General features: G+C 60.6%; 16 protein-coding genes. 14 read left to right on the forward strand and 2 right to left on the reverse strand.

Annotation, left to right across the window (positions count from 1 at the left end):
- Window positions 1–206 precede the first annotated feature (206 nt).
- Window positions 207–566, forward strand: coding sequence for a hypothetical protein (locus AC07VG_RS23690; protein WP_495021973.1), 360 nt, complete (start codon window positions 207–209; stop codon window positions 564–566).
- Between the two features lie 192 nt (window positions 567–758).
- Here AC07VG_RS23690 and AC07VG_RS23695 read toward each other — a convergent pair whose 3' ends face one another.
- Window positions 759–2,309, reverse strand: a complete 1,551-nt coding sequence (locus tag AC07VG_RS23695; protein WP_495021974.1) for a glycoside hydrolase family 17 protein — start codon at window positions 2,307–2,309, stop codon at window positions 759–761.
- Between the two features lie 331 nt (window positions 2,310–2,640).
- On the opposite strand from AC07VG_RS23695, the gene AC07VG_RS23700 reads away from it, so the two are divergent.
- The 3 genes from AC07VG_RS23700 (at window position 2,641) to AC07VG_RS23710 (ending at window position 5,753) form a co-directional block, all read left to right on the forward strand.
- The gene (locus AC07VG_RS23700; RefSeq protein ID WP_495002887.1) at window positions 2,641–3,489 is read left to right on the forward strand and encodes a glycine betaine ABC transporter substrate-binding protein; all 849 of its coding nucleotides are present in this window, start codon (window positions 2,641–2,643) and stop codon (window positions 3,487–3,489) included.
- A gap of 297 nt (window positions 3,490–3,786) precedes the next feature.
- Window positions 3,787–4,098: a DUF485 domain-containing protein gene (locus tag AC07VG_RS23705; protein ID WP_495021975.1), complete on the forward strand. Its 312-nt coding sequence runs from the start codon at window positions 3,787–3,789 to the stop codon at window positions 4,096–4,098.
- The gene (locus AC07VG_RS23710; protein ID WP_495002889.1) at window positions 4,095–5,753 is read left to right on the forward strand and encodes a cation acetate symporter; all 1,659 of its coding nucleotides are present in this window, start codon (window positions 4,095–4,097) and stop codon (window positions 5,751–5,753) included. The genes AC07VG_RS23705 and AC07VG_RS23710 overlap by 4 nt, the downstream gene beginning before the upstream one ends.
- A gap of 285 nt (window positions 5,754–6,038) precedes the next feature.
- Here the strand turns inward: AC07VG_RS23710 and gltA are convergent, their stop codons facing one another.
- Window positions 6,039–7,328: a citrate synthase gene (gltA, locus tag AC07VG_RS23715; protein WP_191485189.1), complete on the reverse strand. Its 1,290-nt coding sequence runs from the start codon at window positions 7,326–7,328 to the stop codon at window positions 6,039–6,041.
- A gap of 363 nt (window positions 7,329–7,691) precedes the next feature.
- Between gltA and sdhC the strand changes: the two genes are divergently transcribed.
- From sdhC to brnQ, 10 genes are all read left to right on the forward strand, one after another.
- Complete coding sequence (gene sdhC, locus AC07VG_RS23720; RefSeq protein ID WP_338523070.1) at window positions 7,692–8,066, forward strand: succinate dehydrogenase, cytochrome b556 subunit; 375 nt, start codon at window positions 7,692–7,694, stop codon at window positions 8,064–8,066.
- Complete coding sequence (sdhD, locus tag AC07VG_RS23725) at window positions 8,060–8,428, forward strand: succinate dehydrogenase, hydrophobic membrane anchor protein (protein ID WP_103498762.1); 369 nt, start codon at window positions 8,060–8,062, stop codon at window positions 8,426–8,428. The genes sdhC and sdhD overlap by 7 nt, the downstream gene beginning before the upstream one ends.
- A gap of 3 nt (window positions 8,429–8,431) precedes the next feature.
- Window positions 8,432–10,204, forward strand: a complete 1,773-nt coding sequence (sdhA, locus tag AC07VG_RS23730; RefSeq protein WP_495002890.1) for a succinate dehydrogenase flavoprotein subunit — start codon at window positions 8,432–8,434, stop codon at window positions 10,202–10,204.
- Between the two features lie 12 nt (window positions 10,205–10,216).
- On the forward strand, window positions 10,217–10,921 hold the full coding sequence (locus tag AC07VG_RS23735) for a succinate dehydrogenase iron-sulfur subunit (protein ID WP_495002891.1): 705 nt from the start codon (window positions 10,217–10,219) through the stop codon (window positions 10,919–10,921).
- Between the two features lie 278 nt (window positions 10,922–11,199).
- A complete protein-coding gene (locus tag AC07VG_RS23740) occupies window positions 11,200–14,031 on the forward strand; it encodes a 2-oxoglutarate dehydrogenase E1 component (RefSeq protein WP_495002892.1) in 2,832 nt (943 codons plus the stop codon).
- Window positions 14,032–14,073: 42 nt separating this feature from the next.
- Window positions 14,074–15,297, forward strand: coding sequence for a 2-oxoglutarate dehydrogenase complex dihydrolipoyllysine-residue succinyltransferase (gene odhB, locus AC07VG_RS23745; protein WP_495002893.1), 1,224 nt, complete (start codon window positions 14,074–14,076; stop codon window positions 15,295–15,297).
- 109 nt (window positions 15,298–15,406) lie between these two features.
- A complete protein-coding gene (lpdA, locus tag AC07VG_RS23750; RefSeq protein WP_495002894.1) occupies window positions 15,407–16,846 on the forward strand; it encodes a dihydrolipoyl dehydrogenase in 1,440 nt (479 codons plus the stop codon).
- A 197-nt stretch (window positions 16,847–17,043) separates the two neighbouring features.
- A complete protein-coding gene (sucC, locus tag AC07VG_RS23755) occupies window positions 17,044–18,210 on the forward strand; it encodes an ADP-forming succinate--CoA ligase subunit beta (protein WP_103498765.1) in 1,167 nt (388 codons plus the stop codon).
- Entirely contained in the window at window positions 18,210–19,091 is an 882-nt protein-coding gene (sucD, locus tag AC07VG_RS23760) for a succinate--CoA ligase subunit alpha (protein WP_019692317.1), read from the forward strand. Before sucC ends, sucD begins: the two co-directional genes overlap by 1 nt.
- 436 nt (window positions 19,092–19,527) lie before the next feature.
- Window positions 19,528–20,841, forward strand: coding sequence for a branched-chain amino acid transport system II carrier protein (brnQ, locus tag AC07VG_RS23765; protein WP_495021976.1), 1,314 nt, complete (start codon window positions 19,528–19,530; stop codon window positions 20,839–20,841).
- The last annotated feature ends 6 nt before the right edge of the window (window positions 20,842–20,847 follow it).

The raw sequence follows: 20,847 nt of genomic DNA on the forward strand, positions 1-20,847 counted from the left end.
TGAGGTTCGCAGGCTATGACCACCGGGGTACTGCCGAAGTGCCATGTTCCGACACTAAAAAAGCATTTTAGACGGGGTTGCCAGGGATATTTCCTTGGCAACGATACACTTTGCCGCAGTTTGCCGAGCAGTTAAGTGTGGCGAGCGCTTGCATAGGTGGTTGTGGCGATTATGCTGGTCGCCGTTTTCGCTTATCGGAGTTGTCCATGTCTCGCCGTTTGCCGCTGGTCCTGCTGCTTATTCTCCTGCCGTTGTGGCTGGCTGCCAGTTATGGCGTGCGCTACGGGTTGATGGAGGACGGGCAGTGGGTCGGGGCGTGCGTGGATGAGGCATTGCGTTGGCAGTGCCAGGCGCGTTCCAGCCTGGGCTGGTTGATCCACTTCAAGGCGCTGGGCTGGACGGCGTTGGTCGCGGCGCTGCTGGCGTTTGTCGCGCCGGGGCGTTTGGGCCGAGGCTTGGCGGTATTGGCGCTGCTGGCCGGATTTCCGGCGCTGGCGTTGTACAACACCAGCCTGGCGGTGTTTGCGTTGGTGATTGCGGGGTTGCGGTTGGTGCGGGCGGCTTGATGGCGCGGTAGAGACCGTCTTGACCTTTGTCTCATCGTTACGCTCAACACGGTCATTGTGGAAGCCGGCTTGCTGGCGATGGCGTCCTTATGGGCAGTGCAAGGCTTGCGGGCCTCATCGCCGGCAAGCCTGCTCCCACAGGGTGGTGTTTCAGCGCGCAATAGCGTCGAGCCCTGAAGCAAGGCTTTCCGGTTATTTACAAACCCGCATGCTGCGCCACAGGGCGGCCACCATCAGCCCGTTGACCAACGCCCAGCCCCAGGCCTGCTGGTTGGCCAGGCCCTCGCGATACAGCTGCGGGGCAATGCCGGCGCCGATGATCAGCGCCAGCAGACCGAGCTCCCGACGCGGACCACGGACCGGCCGCACCAGGAATACCAGCGCCGGCAACAGCAAGGCCGCGCTCGGGAAGCTGCGGTAGCGTGGATCGAACACCAGCTCCAGCATCATCACCGCCGCGGCAAAGCCGGCACCCGCCAGCAACCAGCCAGCGCGTTGTTCCAGCCATTTGCACAGGCCCGCCCGCCCGCCGGCCTGGCTGCCGAGGGTCAACGTGGCATGGGCCAGCACCAACAGGTTCAGCGCCAGCAGCAGGGCGGCCCAGATCCACTCGCCGGGAAACCGGCTGGTCACCCGCGCCAACTCGCCCCAGGCACCGATGGAACAACCCGCCAGTGCTCCCAACAGCGGTAGCAGCAGCGCCGCCCGCGTGCTGCGGACCCGTCCGGCGATCAGCAAGGTGCCGAGGAAAATCAGCCCACCGAACCCCAGCCACTGCGGCCAATGCGGCAAGTTCGAAACCGCACCGGCCAACACCCCCTTGTCCTGGCGATCGGCATCGAACAGGCCCCAGTAACCGCCGACAGCGCCTTCGCTACCGCGTTTCCACGGCTGGTCGAAGGCCTCGATCAGGTTGTAGTGCCAGCCGTTCTGCTCGGCCAGGGTGACAAAACCACGAATGAAGCGGGCTTCGTTGACCCGGCTCGGCAGGGCGGTTTCGCGCTGGCGGCCTTCGCTCGGCCAGCCGGTTTCGCCGATCAGGATGTCCTTGGGCGCGAACTGCTTGCCGAACACCTCGCGGACCTGGGCGACATGTTCGAGCGCGCGGTCGATGCTCGAGGGTTCGTCTTCCCAGTACGGCAGCAGGTGAATGGTCAGGAAGTCCACGGCGGGGGCGATCTGTGGATGCTCGAGCCAGAACACCCAGACGTCGGCATAGGTGACCGGCTGCTTCACATGGGCCTTGACCTTCTGGATCAGCTTGACCAGTTGGTCGCCGGTCACTTCCTTGCGCAGCAAGGCTTCGTTGCCGACGATCACCGCGCTGACCACGTCGGGGTTGGCGTTGGCCGAGGCGATCAGGGCATCGACTTCCTGTTCAGTGGCCACGGGATCGCTGCTGACCCAGGCGCCGATCATCATCTTCAAACCGTGCTTGCGTGCCAGGTCCGGCAGGGCTTCGAGGCCGGTCATGGAGTAGGTGCGAATGCACTCGAAGTTCGTCGCCAGCAGTGCCAGGTCAGCCTCCATGCGTTCAAGACGTGGCTTGAACGGTTGGTCGAACGGCGATTGGTCCTTGGCGAACGGGGTATAGGAGGCGCATTGCAGCTTGTGCGTCGGCGTCGCCGCATCGGGCAGCAGCACCGGCTGGCCGAGGCCATACCAGAAGCCGCAGAGTGCAAGAAGCCCGAGCAGGCAAGCGAACAAATAGGGGCGGAGCGGGAAACGGGCAGTGGCGGACATGGTCGGGCCGTATGGGAACAAAGCCGCGCATATTACCCGGATTTCCCCAGGCCTTGGGCCCGTGCAGTATTTTGTCATGCAAAGTTCGAGCGCAATAAACGAGGGGGATTTCTCAAGCCCCCGATTGATGGCGTTCTGATGTCGTTTCTCGTTGCCTTGAGGTCGCTGTCAGAGCAGGTCGATGGGCGAGTCGGGTTGATGATCAGGGCGTCAGAACTCCGCTGATGATCGGACGGGTTTACGGGTGAGGCGTGATGGGGGCGCCATGCGCTATAACAATACGTTGACGTCGCCCGGCAGTCGTCGGGTGCAGCATTTCGGGGAAGTAACGATGAAGATGCGACGACTCTTAGGCGCTGGTGCCGTTCTGGCGCTGGCGATCAGCTCCACACTGGTGAGTGCCGCTGGCAAGGAAATCACCATCGGTTATGTCGATGGCTGGTCCGACAGCGTTGCCACCACCAACGTGGCGGCCGAGGTGATCAAGCAGAAGTTGGGTTACGACGTGAAGCTGCAGGCTGTGGCGACCGGGATCATGTGGCAGGGCGTTGCCACCGGCAAGCTCGATGCCATGCTCTCCGCCTGGCTGCCGGTGACCCACGGTGAATACTGGGCCAAGAACAAGGACAAGGTGGTCGACTATGGCCCCAACTTCAAGGATGCCAAGATCGGCCTGATCGTACCGGAGTACGTCACGGCCAAGTCGATCGCCGACCTGAAGGATGACACCACCTACAAGAACAAGATCGTCGGTATCGACGCCGGTTCGGGTGTGATGCTCAAGACCGACCAGGCGATCAAGGACTACGGCCTGGACTACAAGCTGCAAGCCAGTTCGGGCGCGGCGATGATCGCCGAATTGACCCGTGCCGAAGAGAAGCACGAATCCATTGCCGTCACCGGTTGGGTGCCGCACTGGATGTTCGCCAAGTGGAAGCTGCGGTTCCTGGACGACCCGAAAGGCGTCTACGGCGCGGCTGAGACCGTCAACAGCATCGGCAGCAAGGGCCTGGAAGCCAAGGCGCCGGAAGTGGCGGCGTTCCTGAAGAAATTCCAGTGGGCCTCCAAGGATGAGATCGGCGAAGTCATGCTGGCGGTCCAGGACGGCGCCAAGCCGGACGTCGCGGCCAAGGACTGGGTCGCCAAGCACCCGGACCGCGTAGCCGAGTGGACCAAGTAACCCGCTTCCCCGCGTAGTACCCCGAAAAGGCCGCATGACTGCACGTCATGCGGCCTTTTTGCGTCTTGAGGCCAGGTGAGGCGTCCTGCCGGTCGATAGCGTTTTGACCCAAACATCGCGCTTGCGCGATGAGGGTCAAGACGGTATCTACAGGTTTTGTGGCGGTTTCAGGGCTTATTCGGCCAAAAACTGGCGAAACCGTAATGTCGTTCTAATACTAAGGTCGTCTGGAATCCATTCGATAGCCGCCTAAAGTGGAATATGTTCCAACTCATCTGTGCTGCGAGGATAAAAACAATGAACGACAGCATTTACCTCTCGATTCAAAACAGCCCCCGCTTCAAGGAGCTGGTCAAGAAACGAGAACGCTTCGCCTGGACACTTTCGGCGATCATGCTCGGGCTTTACTCGGCTTTCATTCTGATGATCGCCTATGGGCCACAGATCCTGGGCGCCAAGCTCAGTCCTGGCTCTTCCATTACCTGGGGCATCCCGTTGGGTGTCGGACTGATCGTTTCGGCGTTCGTCCTGACGGCCATCTATGTGCATCGCGCCAATGGCGAGTTCGATGACCTGAATAACGCGATTCTCAAGGAGGCCCAACAATGATCCGGCGTCTATTGGCAGTATTGGCTGGCTCGGCCTTCGCGCCCCTGGTCCTGGCGGCTGACGCCCTGACCGGCGAAGTGCACAAGCAACCTCTCAATGTGGCGGCCATCGCGATGTTCGTGGTGTTCGTCGGCGCAACCCTGTGCATCACCTACTGGGCCTCCAAGCGCAACAAGTCGGCCGCCGACTACTACGCGGCGGGCGGCAAGATCACCGGTTTGCAGAACGGTCTGGCGATTGCTGGCGACTATATGTCGGCGGCGTCCTTCCTGGGGATTTCCGCGCTGGTCTACGCCTCGGGCTACGACGGCCTGATCTACTCGATCGGCTTCCTGGTGGGCTGGCCGATCATCCTGTTCCTGATTGCCGAGCGCCTGCGCAACCTGGGCAAGTACACCTTTGCCGATGTGGCGTCCTATCGCCTCGGGCAAACCCAGATCCGCTCGCTGTCGGCCTGCGGTTCGCTGGTGGTGGTGTCCTTCTACCTGATCGCCCAGATGGTCGGCGCCGGCAAGCTGATCCAGCTGCTGTTCGGCCTGGACTACTACGTGGCGGTGATCCTGGTGGGCATCCTGATGTGCCTCTATGTGCTGTTTGGCGGCATGTTGGCGACCACCTGGGTGCAGATCATCAAGGCGGTGCTGTTGCTGTCCGGTGCCTCGTTCATGGCGCTGATGGTGATGAAGCATGTCAACTTCGACTTCAACACCCTGTTCTCCGAAGCGATCAAGGTTCACCCCAAGGGTGAGGCGATCATGAGCCCCGGTGGTCTGGTGAAGGATCCGGTCTCGGCCTTCTCGCTGGGGCTGGCGCTGATGTTCGGTACTGCCGGCCTGCCGCATATCCTGATGCGTTTCTTCACCGTGAGCGACGCCAAGGAAGCGCGCAAGAGCGTGTTGTATGCCACTGGTTTCATCGGTTACTTCTATATCCTGACCTTTATCATCGGTTTTGGCGCGATCCTGCTGGTCAGCACCAATCCGGCGTTCAAGGATGCGGCGGGCGCGTTGCTCGGTGGCAACAACATGGCGGCGGTGCACCTGGCCAACGCGGTGGGCGGCAACATCTTCCTTGGCTTTATCTCGGCGGTGGCCTTTGCCACCATCCTCGCGGTGGTGTCCGGTCTGACCCTGGCCGGTGCCTCGGCGGTGTCCCATGACCTGTATGCCAGCGTGATCAAGAAGGGCAAGGCCAACGAAAAGGATGAGATTCGTGTCTCGAAGATCACCACCATCGCCCTCGGCGTGTTGGCGATCGTCCTGGGTATCCTCTTCGAAAGTCAGAACATCGCGTTCATGGTTGGCCTGGCGTTCTCCATTGCTGCCAGTTGCAACTTCCCGGTGCTGCTGCTTTCCATGTACTGGAAGAAGCTGACCACCCGGGGGGCGATGATCGGCGGCTGGATGGGCTTGATCAGTGCGGTCGGGCTGATGGTTCTGGGGCCAACCATCTGGGTGCAGATCATGCATCACGAGAAAGCCATTTTCCCGTATGAGTATCCGGCGCTGTTCTCGATGGCCATTGCGTTCGTCGGGATCTGGTTCTTCTCCATCACCGACAAGTCGACGGCCGCCGAGAACGAGCGGGCGCTGTTCTTCCCGCAATTCGTGCGTTCGCAGACTGGGTTGGGGGCGAGCGGGGCGGTTTCTCACTGAGGGATGGATACGCTTTATAGATAAGCTGTGTTGCAACAAAATGCCCCGGTCGAGAGACCGGGGCATTTTTTGTTGGGCTGTCTCGGTCCTTGTAGGCGCGAGCTTGCTCGCGATGGGCGTTAACGATAACGCGGGGCATCTGGGGCTTAACGGTGTGGCGGCTACCATCGCGAGCAAGCTCGCTCCTACAAGGCCGGCATTGAGCCGTTGGATCTCCACAAACAGAAACGGCCTCTATCAAGAGGCCGTTTCCGGTGTAGCCAAGACGCTATTGCAAGGCCGCTGTTACTTGCGGTCTTCCAGCTTGGTGATGTCACGCGACTCGTAGCCGGTGTACAGCTGGCGCGGACGGCCAATCTTGTACGGGCTGGAGAGCATTTCCTTCCAGTGGGAGATCCAGCCCACGGTCCGCGCCAGGGCGAAGATCACGGTGAACATGCTGGTCGGGATGCCGATCGCCTTGAGGATGATCCCCGAGTAGAAGTCGACGTTCGGGTACAGCGAGCGCTCGATGAAGTACGGATCGGTCAGGGCGATCTCTTCGAGACGCATGGCCAGTTCCAGCTGCGGATCGTTGTTGATGCCCAGCTCTCGGAGGACTTCGTCGCAGGTCTGCTTCATCACGGTGGCGCGTGGGTCGCGGTTCTTGTAGACCCGGTGACCGAAGCCCATCAGCTTGAACGGATCGTTCTTGTCCTTGGCCTTGGCGATGAACTTGTCGATGTTCGAGACATCGCCGATTTCATCGAGCATGGTCAGGACCGCTTCGTTCGCGCCGCCATGGGCAGGGCCCCAGAGCGCGGCGATACCGGCGGCGATACAGGCGAACGGGTTGGCACCCGAAGAGCCCGCCAGGCGCACGGTGGAGGTCGAGGCGTTCTGCTCGTGGTCGGCATGGAGGATGAAGATCCGGTCCATGGCCTTGGCGAGCACCGGGCTGATCGGTTTGATCTCGCACGGGGTGTTGAACATCATGTGCAGGAAGTTTTCCGCGTACGACAGGTCGTTGCGCGGGTACATCATGGGCTGGCCCATGGAGTACTTGTACACCATCGCGGCCAGGGTCGGCATCTTGGCGACCAGGCGAATGGCGGAAATCTCGCGGTGCTGGGCGTTATTGATGTCCAGCGAGTCGTGGTAGAACGCCGACAGGGCACCGACCACGCCGCACATCACGGCCATCGGGTGGGCGTCGCGACGGAAGCCGTTGAAGAAGGTCTTCAACTGCTCGTGCACCATGGTGTGATTCTTCACGGTGCTGACGAACTGGGCCTTCTGCTCGACCGTCGGCAGTTCGCCGTTGAGCAGCAGGTAGCAGGTTTCCAGGTAGTCCGATTTCTCGGCGAGTTGCTCGATCGGGTAGCCGCGGTGCAGCAGAATGCCGTTATCGCCGTCGATATAGGTGATCTTCGACTCGCAGGAAGCGGTCGACATGAAGCCAGGGTCGAATGTGAACCGGCCCGTGGCCGTCAGGCCCCGCACGTCGATTACATCGGGACCAACGGTGCCGGTTAAAATGGGCAGCTCGACGGGGGCTGCGCCCTCGATGATCAACTGCGCTTTTTTGTCAGCCATGTGGCCTCCTATTTATGCTTGAAATCATCAGACAGGCCCCCCACGCAGGGCCCGCACCACTATAGTGAGATAAATTTGAATGTCAATTTGCCAAAAGTCTTGTCGTAGGCGGCTTTGGGCGGAGCTTTTCCTCGAAATTGACGGCTATTTACGCCTTTTATCCTACTAACGCAATGCGCTATTAGGGGTAGTCCTTTGCGTTGTCATTAGTAGCCTAACTGTCTATACTCGGCAGCCGACCGCCAGGGGCTTTTGGGCCTGTTTTACTGGGGGTCGTCACTCCCTGGGTGGTGGGTACCTGACCAGTGCACTTGCCCAACAACTTTGCCCTGATCGTTAGGGCTCATCAGTGAAAAAAAAGCCGTGAAAAGCCAACGACCTGTAAACCTAGACCTAAGGACCATCAAACTCCCCATAACCGGCGTTACGTCGTTTCTTCACCGTGTATCCGGCATCATCCTGTTCCTCGGCCTGGGCTTCATGCTGTACGCATTGAGCAAATCCCTGGGTTCGGAGGAAGGTTTCGCCGAGGTGAAGGCGTGCTTGACCAGCCCGCTGGCCAAGTTCGTTGGATGGGGGCTTCTGTCCGCCTTGCTGTATCACATGGTGGCTGGCGTGCGCCATCTGATCATGGATATGGGCATCGGTGAAACGCTGGAAGGCGGCAAGCTGGGCTCGAAAATCGTCATCGCCATTTCCGTGGTGCTGATCGTTCTGGCGGGAGTTTGGATATGGTAACCAGCGTTACGAACCTATCGCGTTCGGGCCTCTACGACTGGATGGCGCAGCGCGTGTCTGCCGTCGTTCTCGCGGCTTATTTCATTTTTCTGATCGGATACGTCGTCGCGAACCCTGGCCTGGGCTACGCCCAGTGGCACGGCCTGTTCGCCCACAACGGGATGCGCATCTTCAGTCTGCTGGCCCTGGTGGCCCTGGGCGCTCACGCCTGGGTCGGCATGTGGACCATTTCGACCGACTACCTGACGCCGATGGCGCTGGGCAAGTCCGCGACAGCAGTGCGTTTCCTTTTCCAGGCAGTGTGCGGCGTTGCGATGTTCGCGTACTTCGTCTGGGGTGTGCAGATTCTCTGGGGTATCTGATTCATGGCTAACATTCCAACGATTTCTTTCGACGCCATCATCATTGGTGGCGGCGGCGCGGGCATGCGTGCCGCACTGCAACTGGCCGAGGGCGGTCACAAGACTGCCGTGATCACCAAGGTGTTCCCGACCCGTTCGCACACCGTATCCGCTCAGGGTGGCATCACCTGCGCCATCGCTTCGGCCGACCCGAACGATGACTGGCGCTGGCACATGTACGATACCGTCAAGGGTTCCGACTATATCGGTGACCAGGACGCTATCGAATACATGTGTCAGGAAGGCCCGGCTGCGGTTTACGAGCTGGACCACATGGGCATGCCGTTCTCGCGTACCGAGCAGGGTCGTATCTACCAGCGTCCATTCGGCGGTCAGTCGAAGGATTACGGTAAAGGCGGTCAGGCTGCACGTACCTGTGCCGCTTCCGACCGTACCGGTCACGCGCTGCTGCACACCCTTTATCAGGGCAACCTGAAAGCCGGCACCGTGTTCCTGAACGAGTACTACGCGGTCGATCTGGTGAAGAACCAGGACGGCGCGTTCGTCGGTGTGATCGCCATCTGCATCGAAACCGGCGAAACTAGCTACATCCGCGCCAAGGCTACCGTCCTGGCCACCGGTGGTGCCGGTCGTATCTACTCGTCCACCACCAATGCCCTGATCAACACCGGTGACGGCGTCGGCATGGCTCTGCGTGCTGGCGTGCCGGTACAAGACATCGAAATGTGGCAGTTCCACCCGACCGGCATCGCCGGCGCCGGTGTACTGGTCACCGAAGGTTGCCGCGGTGAAGGCGGTTACCTGATCAACAAGCACGGCGAGCGTTTCATGGAGCGTTATGCGCCGAACGCGAAAGACCTGGCCGGTCGTGACGTGGTAGCACGTTCGATGGTCAAGGAAATCATCGCCGGCAACGGCTGTGGCCCGAACGGCGACCACGTGCTGCTCAAGCTCGACCACCTCGGCGAGGAAGTGCTGCACAGCCGCCTGCCAGGTATCTGCGAACTGTCCAAGACCTTCGCTCACGTTGACCCGGTCGTTGCGCCAGTTCCGGTTGTCCCAACCTGCCACTACATGATGGGTGGTGTTCCCACCAACATCCACGGTCAGGCGATGACTCAGGACGCCAACGGCGTCGACACCATTATCCCGGGCCTGTTCGCGGTCGGTGAAGTGGCCTGCGTATCGGTTCACGGCGCCAACCGTCTGGGCGGCAACTCGCTGCTCGACCTGGTGGTCTTCGGTCGTGCGGCCGGCCTGCACCTGGAAAAAGCCCTGAGCGACGGTATCGACTACGACGACGCCACCGACGCCGACATCACGGCGGCACTGGCACGTCTGTCCGCTCTGAACGAGCGCACCGACGGCGAAGACGTCGCCACCCTGCGTCGCGAGCTGCAAAGCTGCATGCAGAACTACTTCGGTGTATTCCGTACCGGCGAATACATGCAGAAGGGTATCGCTCAGTTGGCTGGCCTGCGCGAGCGTATCGCCAACGTCAAGATCAACGACAAGTCTCAGGCCTTCAACACCGCGCGTATCGAAGCCCTCGAGCTGCAAAACCTGCTGGAAGTGGCCGAAGCCACGGCGATTGCCGCTGAGCATCGCAAAGAGTCCCGCGGCGCCCATGCCCGTGAAGACTTCGAAGAGCGCGACGACGAAAACTGGCTGTGCCATACCCTGTTCTTCCCGGGTGAGAAGCGCGTGACCAAGCGTGCCGTTAACTTCTCGCCGAAGACCGTTCCGACTTTCGAACCAAAAGTCCGGACTTACTAAAGGGTGATCGATATGTTGCAAGTCGAAGTTTATCGTTACAACCCGGACACCGATTCGGCGCCGAAAACCCAGGTTTTCCAGGTCGACACCGGTGGCAAGGACTTGATGGTGCTGGACGTTCTGGCCCTGATCAAGGAACAGGACGAAGGTTTCTCCTATCGTCGCTCGTGCCGTGAAGGCGTGTGCGGTTCCGATGGCATGAACATCAACGGCAAGAACGGCCTGGCGTGCATCACGCCGCTGTCCGCCGTGGTCAAGGGCAACAAGCTGGTGGTACGTCCGCTGCCTGGTTTGCCGGTGATCCGTGACCTGGTCGTCGATATGAGCATCTTCTACAAGCAATACGAGAAGGTGAAGCCATTCCTGCAGAACGACACGCCGGCCCCGGCCATCGAGCGTCTGCAGTCGCCGGCAGAGCGCGAGAAGCTGGACGGTCTGTACGAGTGCATCCTGTGCGCTTGCTGCTCGACTTCCTGCCCGTCCTTCTGGTGGAACCCCGACAAGTTCCTGGGCCCGGCCGCCCTGCTGCAAGCGTACCGCTTCCTGGCAGACAGCCGCGACACCAAGACCAGCGAGCGCCTGGCTTCGCTGGATGACCCGTTCAGCGTGTTCCGCTGCCGCGGGATCATGAACTGCGTCAACGTTTGTCCGAAAGGCTTGAATCCGACCAAGGCCATCGGTCACATCCGTAACATGCTGCTGCAAAGCGGCGTGTGATTCAGCGGCTGTAACCTGGCTGTTGTAAAAGTGCTACCGCTGTAACCGTAGAAAGGCCAGGGCGCGGGCTTCAACCCGCGCCCCGGCTATAACCAGAGCAACGGCTCATAAAGCTGTGGCTCTTATTTTTGAAGAAATGAGACCAGCAGGGGCATCCGGGCTGGTACCCGGACTATCAGCGTGATCCCAAGTGGCTTGTTTTGGTCGCTGCATTCGGACTGTTGCAAGTGTGCGTGGTGTTTTCGTCGATGGTGTCCCCTAACCGAGGGTGACCAAGCATGCAAGAAAGCGTGATGCAGCGCATGTGGAACAGCGGCTATCTTTCAGGTGGTAACGCTGCCTATGTGGAAGAGCTCTACGAGCTCTACCTGCACGACCCTAACGCTGTGCCAGAAGAGTGGCGCACCAAATTTCAGACGTTGCCCGCTGACGGCAACGCTGCCACCGATGTTTCGCACTCGACAATCCGCGATCATTTCGTCTTGCTGGCAAAGAACCAGCGCCGCGCCCAACCGGTTTCTGCCGGCAGCGTGAGCAGTGAGCACGAGAAGAAGCAGGTTGAAGTGCTGCGATTGATCCAGGCCTACAGGATGCGTGGCCACCAAGCAGCCCAGCTCGACCCGCTGGGACTGTGGCAGCGTCCTGCACCCGCAGACCTGTCGATCAATCATTACGGCTTGACCAATGCCGATCTTGATACGACCTTCCGTGCCGGCGACCTGTTCATCGGCAAAGAGGAAGCGAGCCTACGCGAAATTCACGAAGCGTTGCAGCAGACATATTGCCGCACCATCGGCGCTGAATTCACGCACATCGTCGACTCCGAGCAACGCCACTGGTTCCAGCAGCGTCTGGAAAGCGTGCGCGGCCGTCCAACCTTCTCCGCGGACATCAAGAGCCATCTGCTCGAGCGCGTCACCGCCGCCGAAGGCCTGGAAAAGTACCTGGGCACCAAGTACCCGGGCACCAAGCGTTTCGGCCTGGAAGGTGGCGAGAGCCTGATTCCGATGCTCGATGAGCTGATCCAGCGTTCCGGTTCCTACGGCACCAAGGAAATCGTCATCGGCATGGCCCACCGTGGCCGTCTGAACGTACTGGTCAACACCTTCGGCAAGAACCCGCGCGAGCTGTTCGACGAGTTCGAAGGCAAGAAGAAGGTCGAGCTGGGTTCCGGTGACGTGAAATACCACCAGGGCTTCTCGTCCAACGTGATGACCACCGGCGGTGAAGTTCACCTGGCAATGGCGTTCAACCCGTCCCACCTGGAAATCGTTTCCCCGGTGGTCGAAGGTTCGGTTCGCGCCCGTCAGGACCGTCGCAACGATGCGACCGGTGACAAGGTTCTGCCGATTTCCCTCCACGGTGACGCTGCGTTCGCAGGGCAAGGCGTGGTCATGGAAACCTTCCAGATGTCGCAGACCCGCGGTTTCAAGACCGGCGGCACCGTGCACATCGTGATCAACAACCAGGTCGGTTTCACCATCAGCAACCCGCTGGACTCGCGCTCCACCGAGTACGCCACCGACGTTGCGAAGATGATCCAGGCGCCGATCCTCCATGTGAATGGCGATGATCCGGAAGCCGTCCTGTTCGTGACCCAGCTGGCCATCGACTACCGCATGCAGTACAAGCGCGACGTGGTGATCGACCTGGTCTGCTACCGTCGTCGTGGTCACAACGAAGCGGATGAGCCGAGCGGCACCCAGCCGTTGATGTATCAGCAGATCACCAAGCAGCGCACCACCCGTGAGCTGTACGCCGAGCGCCTGGTTCAGTCCAAGGTCCTGGATGAAGCGCGTGTCCAGGCGAAAGTCGACGAATACCGCAACGCCCTGGACAACGGTCTGCACGTGGTAAAAAGCCTGGTCAAGGAACCGAACAAGGAGTTGTTCGTCGACTGGCGCCCTTACCTGGGTCACGCGTGGACCGCACGTCACGACACCCGCTTCGATCTGAAGACCCTGCAGGAATTGTCCGCCAAGCTGCTGGAAATCCCGGAAGGCTTCGTGGTCCAGCGTCAGGTCGCGAAGATCTACGAAGACCGGCAGAAGATGCAAGCCGGCGGCCTGCCGATCAACTGGGGTTACGCCGAAACCATGGCGTACGCGACCCTGGCGTTCGAAGGTCACCCGATCCGCATGACCGGCCAGGACATCGGCCGTGGTACGTTCTCGCACCGTCATGCCGTGCTGCACAACCAGAAAGACGCGGGCACCTACATCCCGTTGCAGAACCTGTACGCAGGTCAGCCGCGCTTCGATCTGTACGACTCGTTCCTGTCCGAAGAAGCGGTGCTGGCGTTCGAATACGGTTACTCGACCACCACGCCGGAAGCGTTGGTGATCTGGGAAGCCCAGTTCGGCGACTTCGCCAACGGTGCCCAGGTGGTTGTCGACCAGTTCATCACCAGTGGCGAGCACAAGTGGGGCCGTCTGTGCGGTCTGACCATGCTGCTGCCGCACGGTTATGAAGGTCAGGGGCCGGAGCACTCCTCGGCTCGTCTGGAACGCTACCTGCAGCTGTGCGCCGAGCACAACGTCCAGGTCTGCGTGCCGACTACCCCGGCACAGATCTACCACCTGCTGCGTCGTCAAGTCATCCGTCCGCTGCGCAAGCCGCTGATCGTGCTGACACCCAAGTCGCTGCTGCGTCACAAGCTGGCCATCTCCACGCTGGAAGATCTGGCCGAAGGTTCGTTCCAGACCGTTATCCCGGAAATCGATGCCCAGGACCCGAAAAAGGTCGGTCGTCTGATTCTGTGCAGCGGCAAGGTTTACTACGACCTGCTGGAAAAACGTCGTACCGAAGGCCGTGACGACATCGCTGTCGTGCGTATCGAGCAACTGTATCCGTTCCCGGAAGACGACCTGATCGAAGTCCTGGCACCGTACAAGAACCTCAAGCACATCGTCTGGTGTCAGGAAGAACCGATGAACCAGGGCGCCTGGTACAGCAGTCAGCATCACATGCGTCGCATCGTTGGCGGGCACAACAAGTCGCTGGTACTTGAGTACGCCGGCCGTGACGCCTCTGCCGCACCGGCTTGTGGTTATGCATCGATGCACGCTGAGCAGCAGGAAAAACTGCTGCAAGATGCCTTTACTGTTTAACGCCTTCGCGCACCTGAAACCGAATTTAAGGAACCACAGATAATGGCTATCGAGATCAAAGCCCCCACTTTCCCGGAATCGGTTGCCGATGGCACCGTTGCCACCTGGCACAAGCAACCGGGCGACGCCGTCAAGCGTGACGACCTGATCGTCGACATCGAAACCGACAAAGTGGTCCTGGAAGTACTGGCTACCGCCGATGGCGTGTTGGGCGCTATCGTCAAGAACGAAGGCGATACCGTTCTGTCCGATGAAGTCCTCGGCTCCATCGTTGCCGGCGGCGCTGCTGCCGCTGCTCCTGCCGCCGCCGCTCCGGCTGCCGCTGCCCAGGCTGCCGCACCGGCTGCGACTGGCGAAGACGATCCGGTGGCTGCACCGGCCGCGCGCAAGCTGGCTGAAGAAAACGGCATCAACATCGCTTCCGTTGCCGGCACCGGCAAAGGCGGTCGTGTGACCAAGGAAGACGTGGTGGCTGCTGTTGCCGCGAAGAAAGCCGCGCCTGCCGCCGCACCGGCCAAGGCTGCCGCTCCGGCTGCCGCCGCGCCGGTGTTCGCTGCCGGCGATCGCGTCGAGAAGCGTGTACCGATGACCCGTGTTCGCGCCACCGTGGCCAAGCGCCTGGTTGAAGCACAGTCGAACATGGCGATGCTGACCACGTTCAACGAAGTGAACATGAAGCCGATCATGGACCTGCGTTCGAAGTACAAGGACCTGTTCGAGAAGACCCACAACGGCGTGCGCCTGGGCTTCATGTCGTTCTTCGTGAAAGCGGCCACCGAAGCGCTGAAACGCTTCCCGGCGGTCAACGCTTCCATCGACGGCGCCGACATCGTTTACCACGGCTACTCCGACGTCGGTGTCGCGGTGTCCAGCGACCGTGGCCTGGTGGTTCCGGTACTGCGCAACGCCGAGCTGATGAGCCTGGCCGAAATCGAAAACGGCATCGCCACCTACGGCAAGAAAGCCCGTGACGGCAAGCTGTCCATCGATGAAATGACCGGCGGTACGTTCACTATCACCAACGGTGGTACATTCGGTTCCCTGCTGTCGACTCCGATCGTCAACCCGCCACAAGCCGCCATCCTGGGCATGCACAACATCAATGAGCGCCCGATGGCGGTCAAGGGTGAAGTGGTGATCCTGCCGATGATGTACCTGGCGCTGTCCTACGATCACCGTCTGATCGACGGCAAGGAAGCGGTGTCTTTCCTGGTGACTATCAAAAACCTGCTGGAAGACCCGGCTCGCCTGCTGCTGGATATCTGATTGCGCCCAAGGGGCAGGGCGCTTGTGCCTTGCCCGCTTAAACGATCAGCTTCGTCCCACGACGGTCCCCACGCGGGGCCGTCCGGTTTGATTCGATAAGGAATGACACATGACTCAGAAATTCGACGTGGTAGTGATTGGCGCGGGCCCTGGCGGCTATGTAGCCGCCATCAAGGCAGCGCAACTTGGTCTCAAGACTGCCTGCATCGAGAAGTACCAGGATAAAGAGGGCAAGCTGGCCCTCGGCGGTACTTGCCTGAACGTTGGCTGCATTCCGTCCAAGGCGCTGCTGGACAGCTCCTGGAAGTACCATGAAGCCAAGGATGGGTTCGCCATCCACGGTATCAGCACCGGCGCCGTGAAAATGGACGTGCCGGCGATGGTCGGTCGCAAGGCCGGTATCGTCAAGAACCTGACCGGCGGCGTGGCCATGCTGTTCAAGGCCAATGGCGTGACTTCGATCGAAGGCCACGGCAAGCTGCTGGCTGGCAAGAAAGTCGAAGTGACCAAGCCTGACGGCACGGTTGAAGTGATCGAAGCCGAGAACGTGATCCTGGCGCCTGGCTCGCGTCCGATCGACATTCCACCGGCTCCGGTTGACCAGAACGTGATCGTCGATTCGACTGGCGCCCTGGAATTCCAGGCCGTACCGAAGCGCCTGGGCGTGATCGGCGCGGGCGTGATCGGTCTGGAACTGGGTTCCGTCTGGTCCCGTCTGGGCGCGGAAGTGACGGTGCTGGAAGCCCTGGACACCTTCCTGATGGCTGCCGACACCGCCATCTCCAAGGAAGCGCTGAAAACCCTGACCAAACAAGGTCTGGACATCAAGCTGGGTGCGCGCGTGACCGGTTCCAAGGTCAACAAGGGCAAGGAAGTGGTTGTTACTTACACCGACTCCGCCGGCGAACAGACCATCACGTTCGACAAGCTGATCGTTGCCGTAGGCCGTCGCCCAGTCACCACCGACCTGCTGTCGGCTGATTGCGGCGTGGTTCTCGACGAGCGCGGTTTCGTGCACGTCGACGACCATTGCGCGACCGCCGTACCGGGCGTCTACGCCATCGGTGACGTGGTTCGCGGCATGATGCTGGCACACAAGGCCTCGGAAGAGGGCATCATGGTCGTCGAGCGCATCAAGGGCCACAAAGCCCAGATGAACTACGACCTGATCCCGTCGGTTATCTACACCCACCCGGAAATTGCCTGGGTCGGCAAGACCGAACAGGCTTTGAAAGCCGAAGGCGTTGAAGTTAACATCGGCACCTTCCCGTTCGCCGCCAGTGGCCGTGCCATGGCAGCCAACGATACCGGCGGTTTCGTCAAGGTCATCGCGGATGCCAAGACTGACCGCGTTCTGGGCGTCCACGTGATTGGCCCAAGCGCTGCCGAGCTGGTACAGCAAGGCGCGATCGGTATGGAATTCGGCACCAGCGCCGAGGACATCGGCATGATGGTTTTCTCCCATCCGACCCTGTCCGAAGCGTTGCACGAAGCGGCACTGGCAGTGAATGGCGGCGCCATCCACATTGCCAACAAGAAAAAACGCTAAGTAGATAATAAGAAACCACGGCGGCCCGCCCGTCGTGAGCCTTGCGCGCAAGACTCACCGCGGAACGTCCGCTGGACGCAGTCTTGCGTCGTCGCGCCGGGCAACCGGAAGACCACGCAAGCAGCAGTCACAGGTGGTGCGGCACTGCAATCAGTGCAGCACCGAATGCGCAGTACCTAACGAAGACGGTAAAAAGCATGAATCTTCACGAGTATCAGGGTAAGCAGCTGTTCGCTGAGTACGGCCTGCCAGTATCCCAGGGTTTTGCGGTAGATACCCCGGAAGCAGCAGCAGAAGCTTGCGACAAGATCGGTGGTACCGAGTGGGTTGTCAAAGCCCAGGTCCACGCGGGTGGTCGCGGTAAAGCGGGCGGCGTCAAGCTGGTTCGCAGCAAAGAAGACGCTAAAGCCTTCGCACAGCAGTGGCTGGGCAAGCGTCTGGTGACCTATCAGACTGATGCCAATGGCCAGCCTGTCACCAAGATCCTGGTTGAATCGTGCACTGATATCGCTAAAGAGCTGTACCTGGGCGCTGTCGTTGACCGTTCGAGCCGTCGCATCGTGTTCATGGCTTCCACCGAAGGTGGCGTGGACATCGAGAAAATCGCGCACGACACCCCTGAGAAAATTCTCAAGGCCACTATCGATCCACTGGTTGGCGCTCAGCCATTCCAGGGTCGCGAGTTGGCATTCCAGCTGGGTCTGGAAGGCAAGCAAGTGACTCAGTTCGCCAAGATCTTCGTCGGTCTGGCCAAGCTGTTCAAGGATCACGACCTGGCCCTGCTGGAAGTGAACCCGCTGGTGATCAAGGCCGACGGCGACCTGCATTGCCTCGATGCGAAGATCAACATCGACGCCAACGCCATGTACCGTCAGCCTAAGCTGAAAACCTTCCACGATCCGTCCCAGGACGATCCGCGCGAAGCGCACGCTGCCAAGTTCGAACTGAACTACGTAGCCCTGGAAGGCAACATCGGTTGCATGGTCAACGGTGCTGGCCTGGCCATGGGTACCATGGACATCGTCAACCTGCATGGCGGCAAACCAGCCAACTTCCTCGACGTGGGCGGTGGTGCAACCAAGGAACGTGTGACTGAAGCGTTCAAGATCATTCTGTCCGACACCAACGTCGCGGCCGTACTGGTCAACATCTTCGGCGGCATCGTTCGCTGCGACATGATTGCCGAAGGCATCATCGGCGCGGTGAAAGAAGTCGGCGTGAAAATCCCGGTTGTTGTTCGCCTTGAAGGCAACAACGCTGAACTGGGCGCTAAAGTACTGGCAGAAAGCGGCTTGAACATCATCGCTGCTACCAGCCTGACCGACGCTGCTCAACAAGTTGTCAAAGCTGCGGAGGGCAAATAATGAGCGTCCTGATCAATAAAGACACCAAGGTTATCTGCCAGGGTATCACCGGTTCGCAGGGTAGCTTCCACACCCAGCAAGCTATCGAATACGGCACCAAGATGGTCGGTGGCGTAACTCCGGGCAAAGGCGGCACCGAGCACCTGGGCCTGCCCGTGTTCAACACCGTGAAAGACGCTGTAGCCGCTACTGGCGCCACCGCCAGCGTGATCTACGTTCCAGCTCCTTTCTGCAAGGACTCGATCCTGGAAGCAGCGTTCGGCGGCATCAAGCTGATCGTCTGCATCACCGAAGGCATTCCTACCCTGGACATGCTGGACGCCAAGGTCAAGTGCGACGAACTGGGCGTGATCCTGATCGGCCCTAACTGCCCAGGCGTGATCACTCCAGGCGAATGCAAGATCGGCATCATGCCAGGTCACATTCACTTGCCAGGCAAGGTCGGTATCGTTTCCCGTTCCGGCACCCTGACCTACGAAGCTGTGAAGCAGACCACTGACGCCGGTTTCGGTCAGTCGACTTGCGTCGGCATCGGCGGTGACCCGATCCCAGGCTCGAACTTCATCGACATCCTGAAGCTGTTCCAGGAAGACCCGAAGACCGAAGCGATCGTCATGATCGGTGAGATCGGCGGTTCGGCTGAAGAAGAAGCGGCGGCCTACATCAAGGCTCACGTGACCAAGCCAGTGGTTTCCTACATCGCTGGTGTGACTGCCCCTGCGGGCAAGCGCATGGGCCATGCGGGCGCAATCATCTCCGGCGGCAAAGGCACTGCGGACGAGAAGTTCGCTGCCCTGCAAGACGCCGGTGTGAAAACCGTGCGTTCGCTGGCAGACATCGGCAAGGCCCTGGCCGAGCTGACCGGTTGGGCAGTCAAGTAAGCCTCGCGCTTAGCTGACGCTTTACCTGCAAAGGCCACCTTCGGGTGGCCTTTGTGCTTTCTGGGTGTCAGGAAGTTTTATGCAATCTGTGCCGGCCTCTTCGCGGGCAAGCTCCGCTCCCACAGGTTTTGTGTCGTACACAGAATTTTGGGTTGACTCGAACATTGTGGGAGCGGAGCTTGCCCGCGAAGGCGTCGGCACGGGCGGCACCGTTTTCATATGAAAACGCGACACGGAAATGTCGCTTATCGGACAATTCGCCCTCTAACAGTGCGTTTTCCGCCCGAATTCGTTAGGCTGGCAGCCATTTTGCGTTGGCTCCCCAAAAGGGATCGGCGCGCTAAACGGGTCAACCCCATACGGGTCGACAGCATTTCCCTCACCCCACGGGAAATCCCTCTCTAAATTCCGATTCAGCAGTGTGGTATTTCCTGAAATGAAAGTGTTGAAAGGCCAGGACATCCTGGCACTTGGCTTTATGACTTTTGCCCTGTTCGTCGGGGCTGGCAACATCATCTTCCCGCCGATCGTCGGTTTGCAGTCCGGGCCCCATGTCTGGATGGCGGCGCTGGGCTTCCTGATCACCGCGGTCGGCCTGCCGGTCATCACCGTGGTCGCGCTGGCCAAGGTCGGCGGCGCCATGGATGCCCTGAGCAGCCCCATCGGCAAAGTCGCCGGCGGCTTGCTGGCCGCGGCCTGCTACCTGGCGGTCGGTCCGCTGTTCGCCACCCCGCGCACGGCCACCGTATCCTTTGAAGTCGGCCTGGCGCCGTTGACCGGTGAAAGCCCGTTGGCGCTGCTGCTCTACAGCTCGGTGTACTTCTTGCTGGTGTTCTTCATCTCCCTGTACCCCGGGCGCCTGCTGGACACCGTCGGCCGTTTCCTCGCGCCACTGAAGATCATCGCCCTGGCGGCCCTGGGGATCGCGGCCTTTGCCTTGCCGGCCGGCGATATCGGCACCGCCACCCCCGAGTACGTCGCGGCACCGTTCTCCCAGGGCTTCATCAATGGCTACCTGACCATGGATACCCTCGGCGCCCTGGTGTTCGGTATCGTCATCGTCAATGCCATCCGCTCTCGTGGCGTCGATTCGCCGCGGCTGATCACCCGCTACGCGATCATTGCCGGACTGATTGCCGGGGTTGGTCTGGCGCTGGTGTACATCAGTCTGTTCCGCCTGGGGTCGGGCAGCCATGAAATCGCGGCCGGTGCCAGTAACGGCGCGGCGGTGCTGCACGCCTATGTGCAACACACCTTCGGCTCCCTCGGTAGCGGTTTCCTCGCGGTGCTGATCTCCCTGGCGTGCCTGGTGACGGCGGTGGGCCTGACCTGCGCCTGCGCCGAGTATTTCAGCCGCGTCCTGCCGCTGTCCTACAAGAGCCTGGTGATCATCCTGGCGGCGTTCTCGCTGCTGGTGTCGAACCTGGGGCTGACCAAGCTGATTGCCTTCTCGATCCCGGTCCTGACCGCGATCTACCCGCCGTGCATCGCCCTGGTGGCCCTGAGCTTCTGCCAGTCGTTCTGGCATGCGCAGGGGCGTATCGTCGGGCCGGTGATGCTGGTGTCGTTGCTGTTCGGCATGATCGACGCCCTCAAGGGCGCCGGGCTGGCGGACTGGATGCCGGCTCAGCTGTCGCACCTGCCGCTGAGCGAGCAGGGCCTGGCGTGGCTGGTGCCGTCGGTGGTGATGCTGGCGGTTGCGGTGCTGATTGACCGCGTGCTCGGCAAACCTAGCGAAGTCCTGGCCTGATCGCGA

The organism is Pseudomonas sp. GW821-FHT03C07, from assembly GCF_059420925.1.

Coding starts and splice junctions, on each gene's coding strand:
- sdhA (WP_495002890.1), top strand. CDS start 8,432: ATGGCTAACATTCCAACGATTTCTTTCGACGCCATCATCATTGGTGGC.
- AC07VG_RS23735 (WP_495002891.1), top strand. CDS start 10,217: ATGTTGCAAGTCGAAGTTTATCGTTACAACCCGGACACCGATTCGGCG.
- sucC (WP_103498765.1), top strand. CDS start 17,044: ATGAATCTTCACGAGTATCAGGGTAAGCAGCTGTTCGCTGAGTACGGC.
- sdhD (WP_103498762.1), top strand. CDS start 8,060: ATGGTAACCAGCGTTACGAACCTATCGCGTTCGGGCCTCTACGACTGG.
- lpdA (WP_495002894.1), top strand. CDS start 15,407: ATGACTCAGAAATTCGACGTGGTAGTGATTGGCGCGGGCCCTGGCGGC.
- odhB (WP_495002893.1), top strand. CDS start 14,074: ATGGCTATCGAGATCAAAGCCCCCACTTTCCCGGAATCGGTTGCCGAT.
- AC07VG_RS23740 (WP_495002892.1), top strand. CDS start 11,200: ATGCAAGAAAGCGTGATGCAGCGCATGTGGAACAGCGGCTATCTTTCA.
- AC07VG_RS23690 (WP_495021973.1), top strand. CDS start 207: ATGTCTCGCCGTTTGCCGCTGGTCCTGCTGCTTATTCTCCTGCCGTTG.
- AC07VG_RS23705 (WP_495021975.1), top strand. CDS start 3,787: ATGAACGACAGCATTTACCTCTCGATTCAAAACAGCCCCCGCTTCAAG.
- AC07VG_RS23710 (WP_495002889.1), top strand. CDS start 4,095: ATGATCCGGCGTCTATTGGCAGTATTGGCTGGCTCGGCCTTCGCGCCC.
- gltA (WP_191485189.1), bottom strand. CDS start 7,328: ATGGCTGACAAAAAAGCGCAGTTGATCATCGAGGGCGCAGCCCCCGTC.
- AC07VG_RS23700 (WP_495002887.1), top strand. CDS start 2,641: ATGAAGATGCGACGACTCTTAGGCGCTGGTGCCGTTCTGGCGCTGGCG.
- AC07VG_RS23695 (WP_495021974.1), bottom strand. CDS start 2,309: ATGTCCGCCACTGCCCGTTTCCCGCTCCGCCCCTATTTGTTCGCTTGC.
- brnQ (WP_495021976.1), top strand. CDS start 19,528: ATGAAAGTGTTGAAAGGCCAGGACATCCTGGCACTTGGCTTTATGACT.
- sucD (WP_019692317.1), top strand. CDS start 18,210: ATGAGCGTCCTGATCAATAAAGACACCAAGGTTATCTGCCAGGGTATC.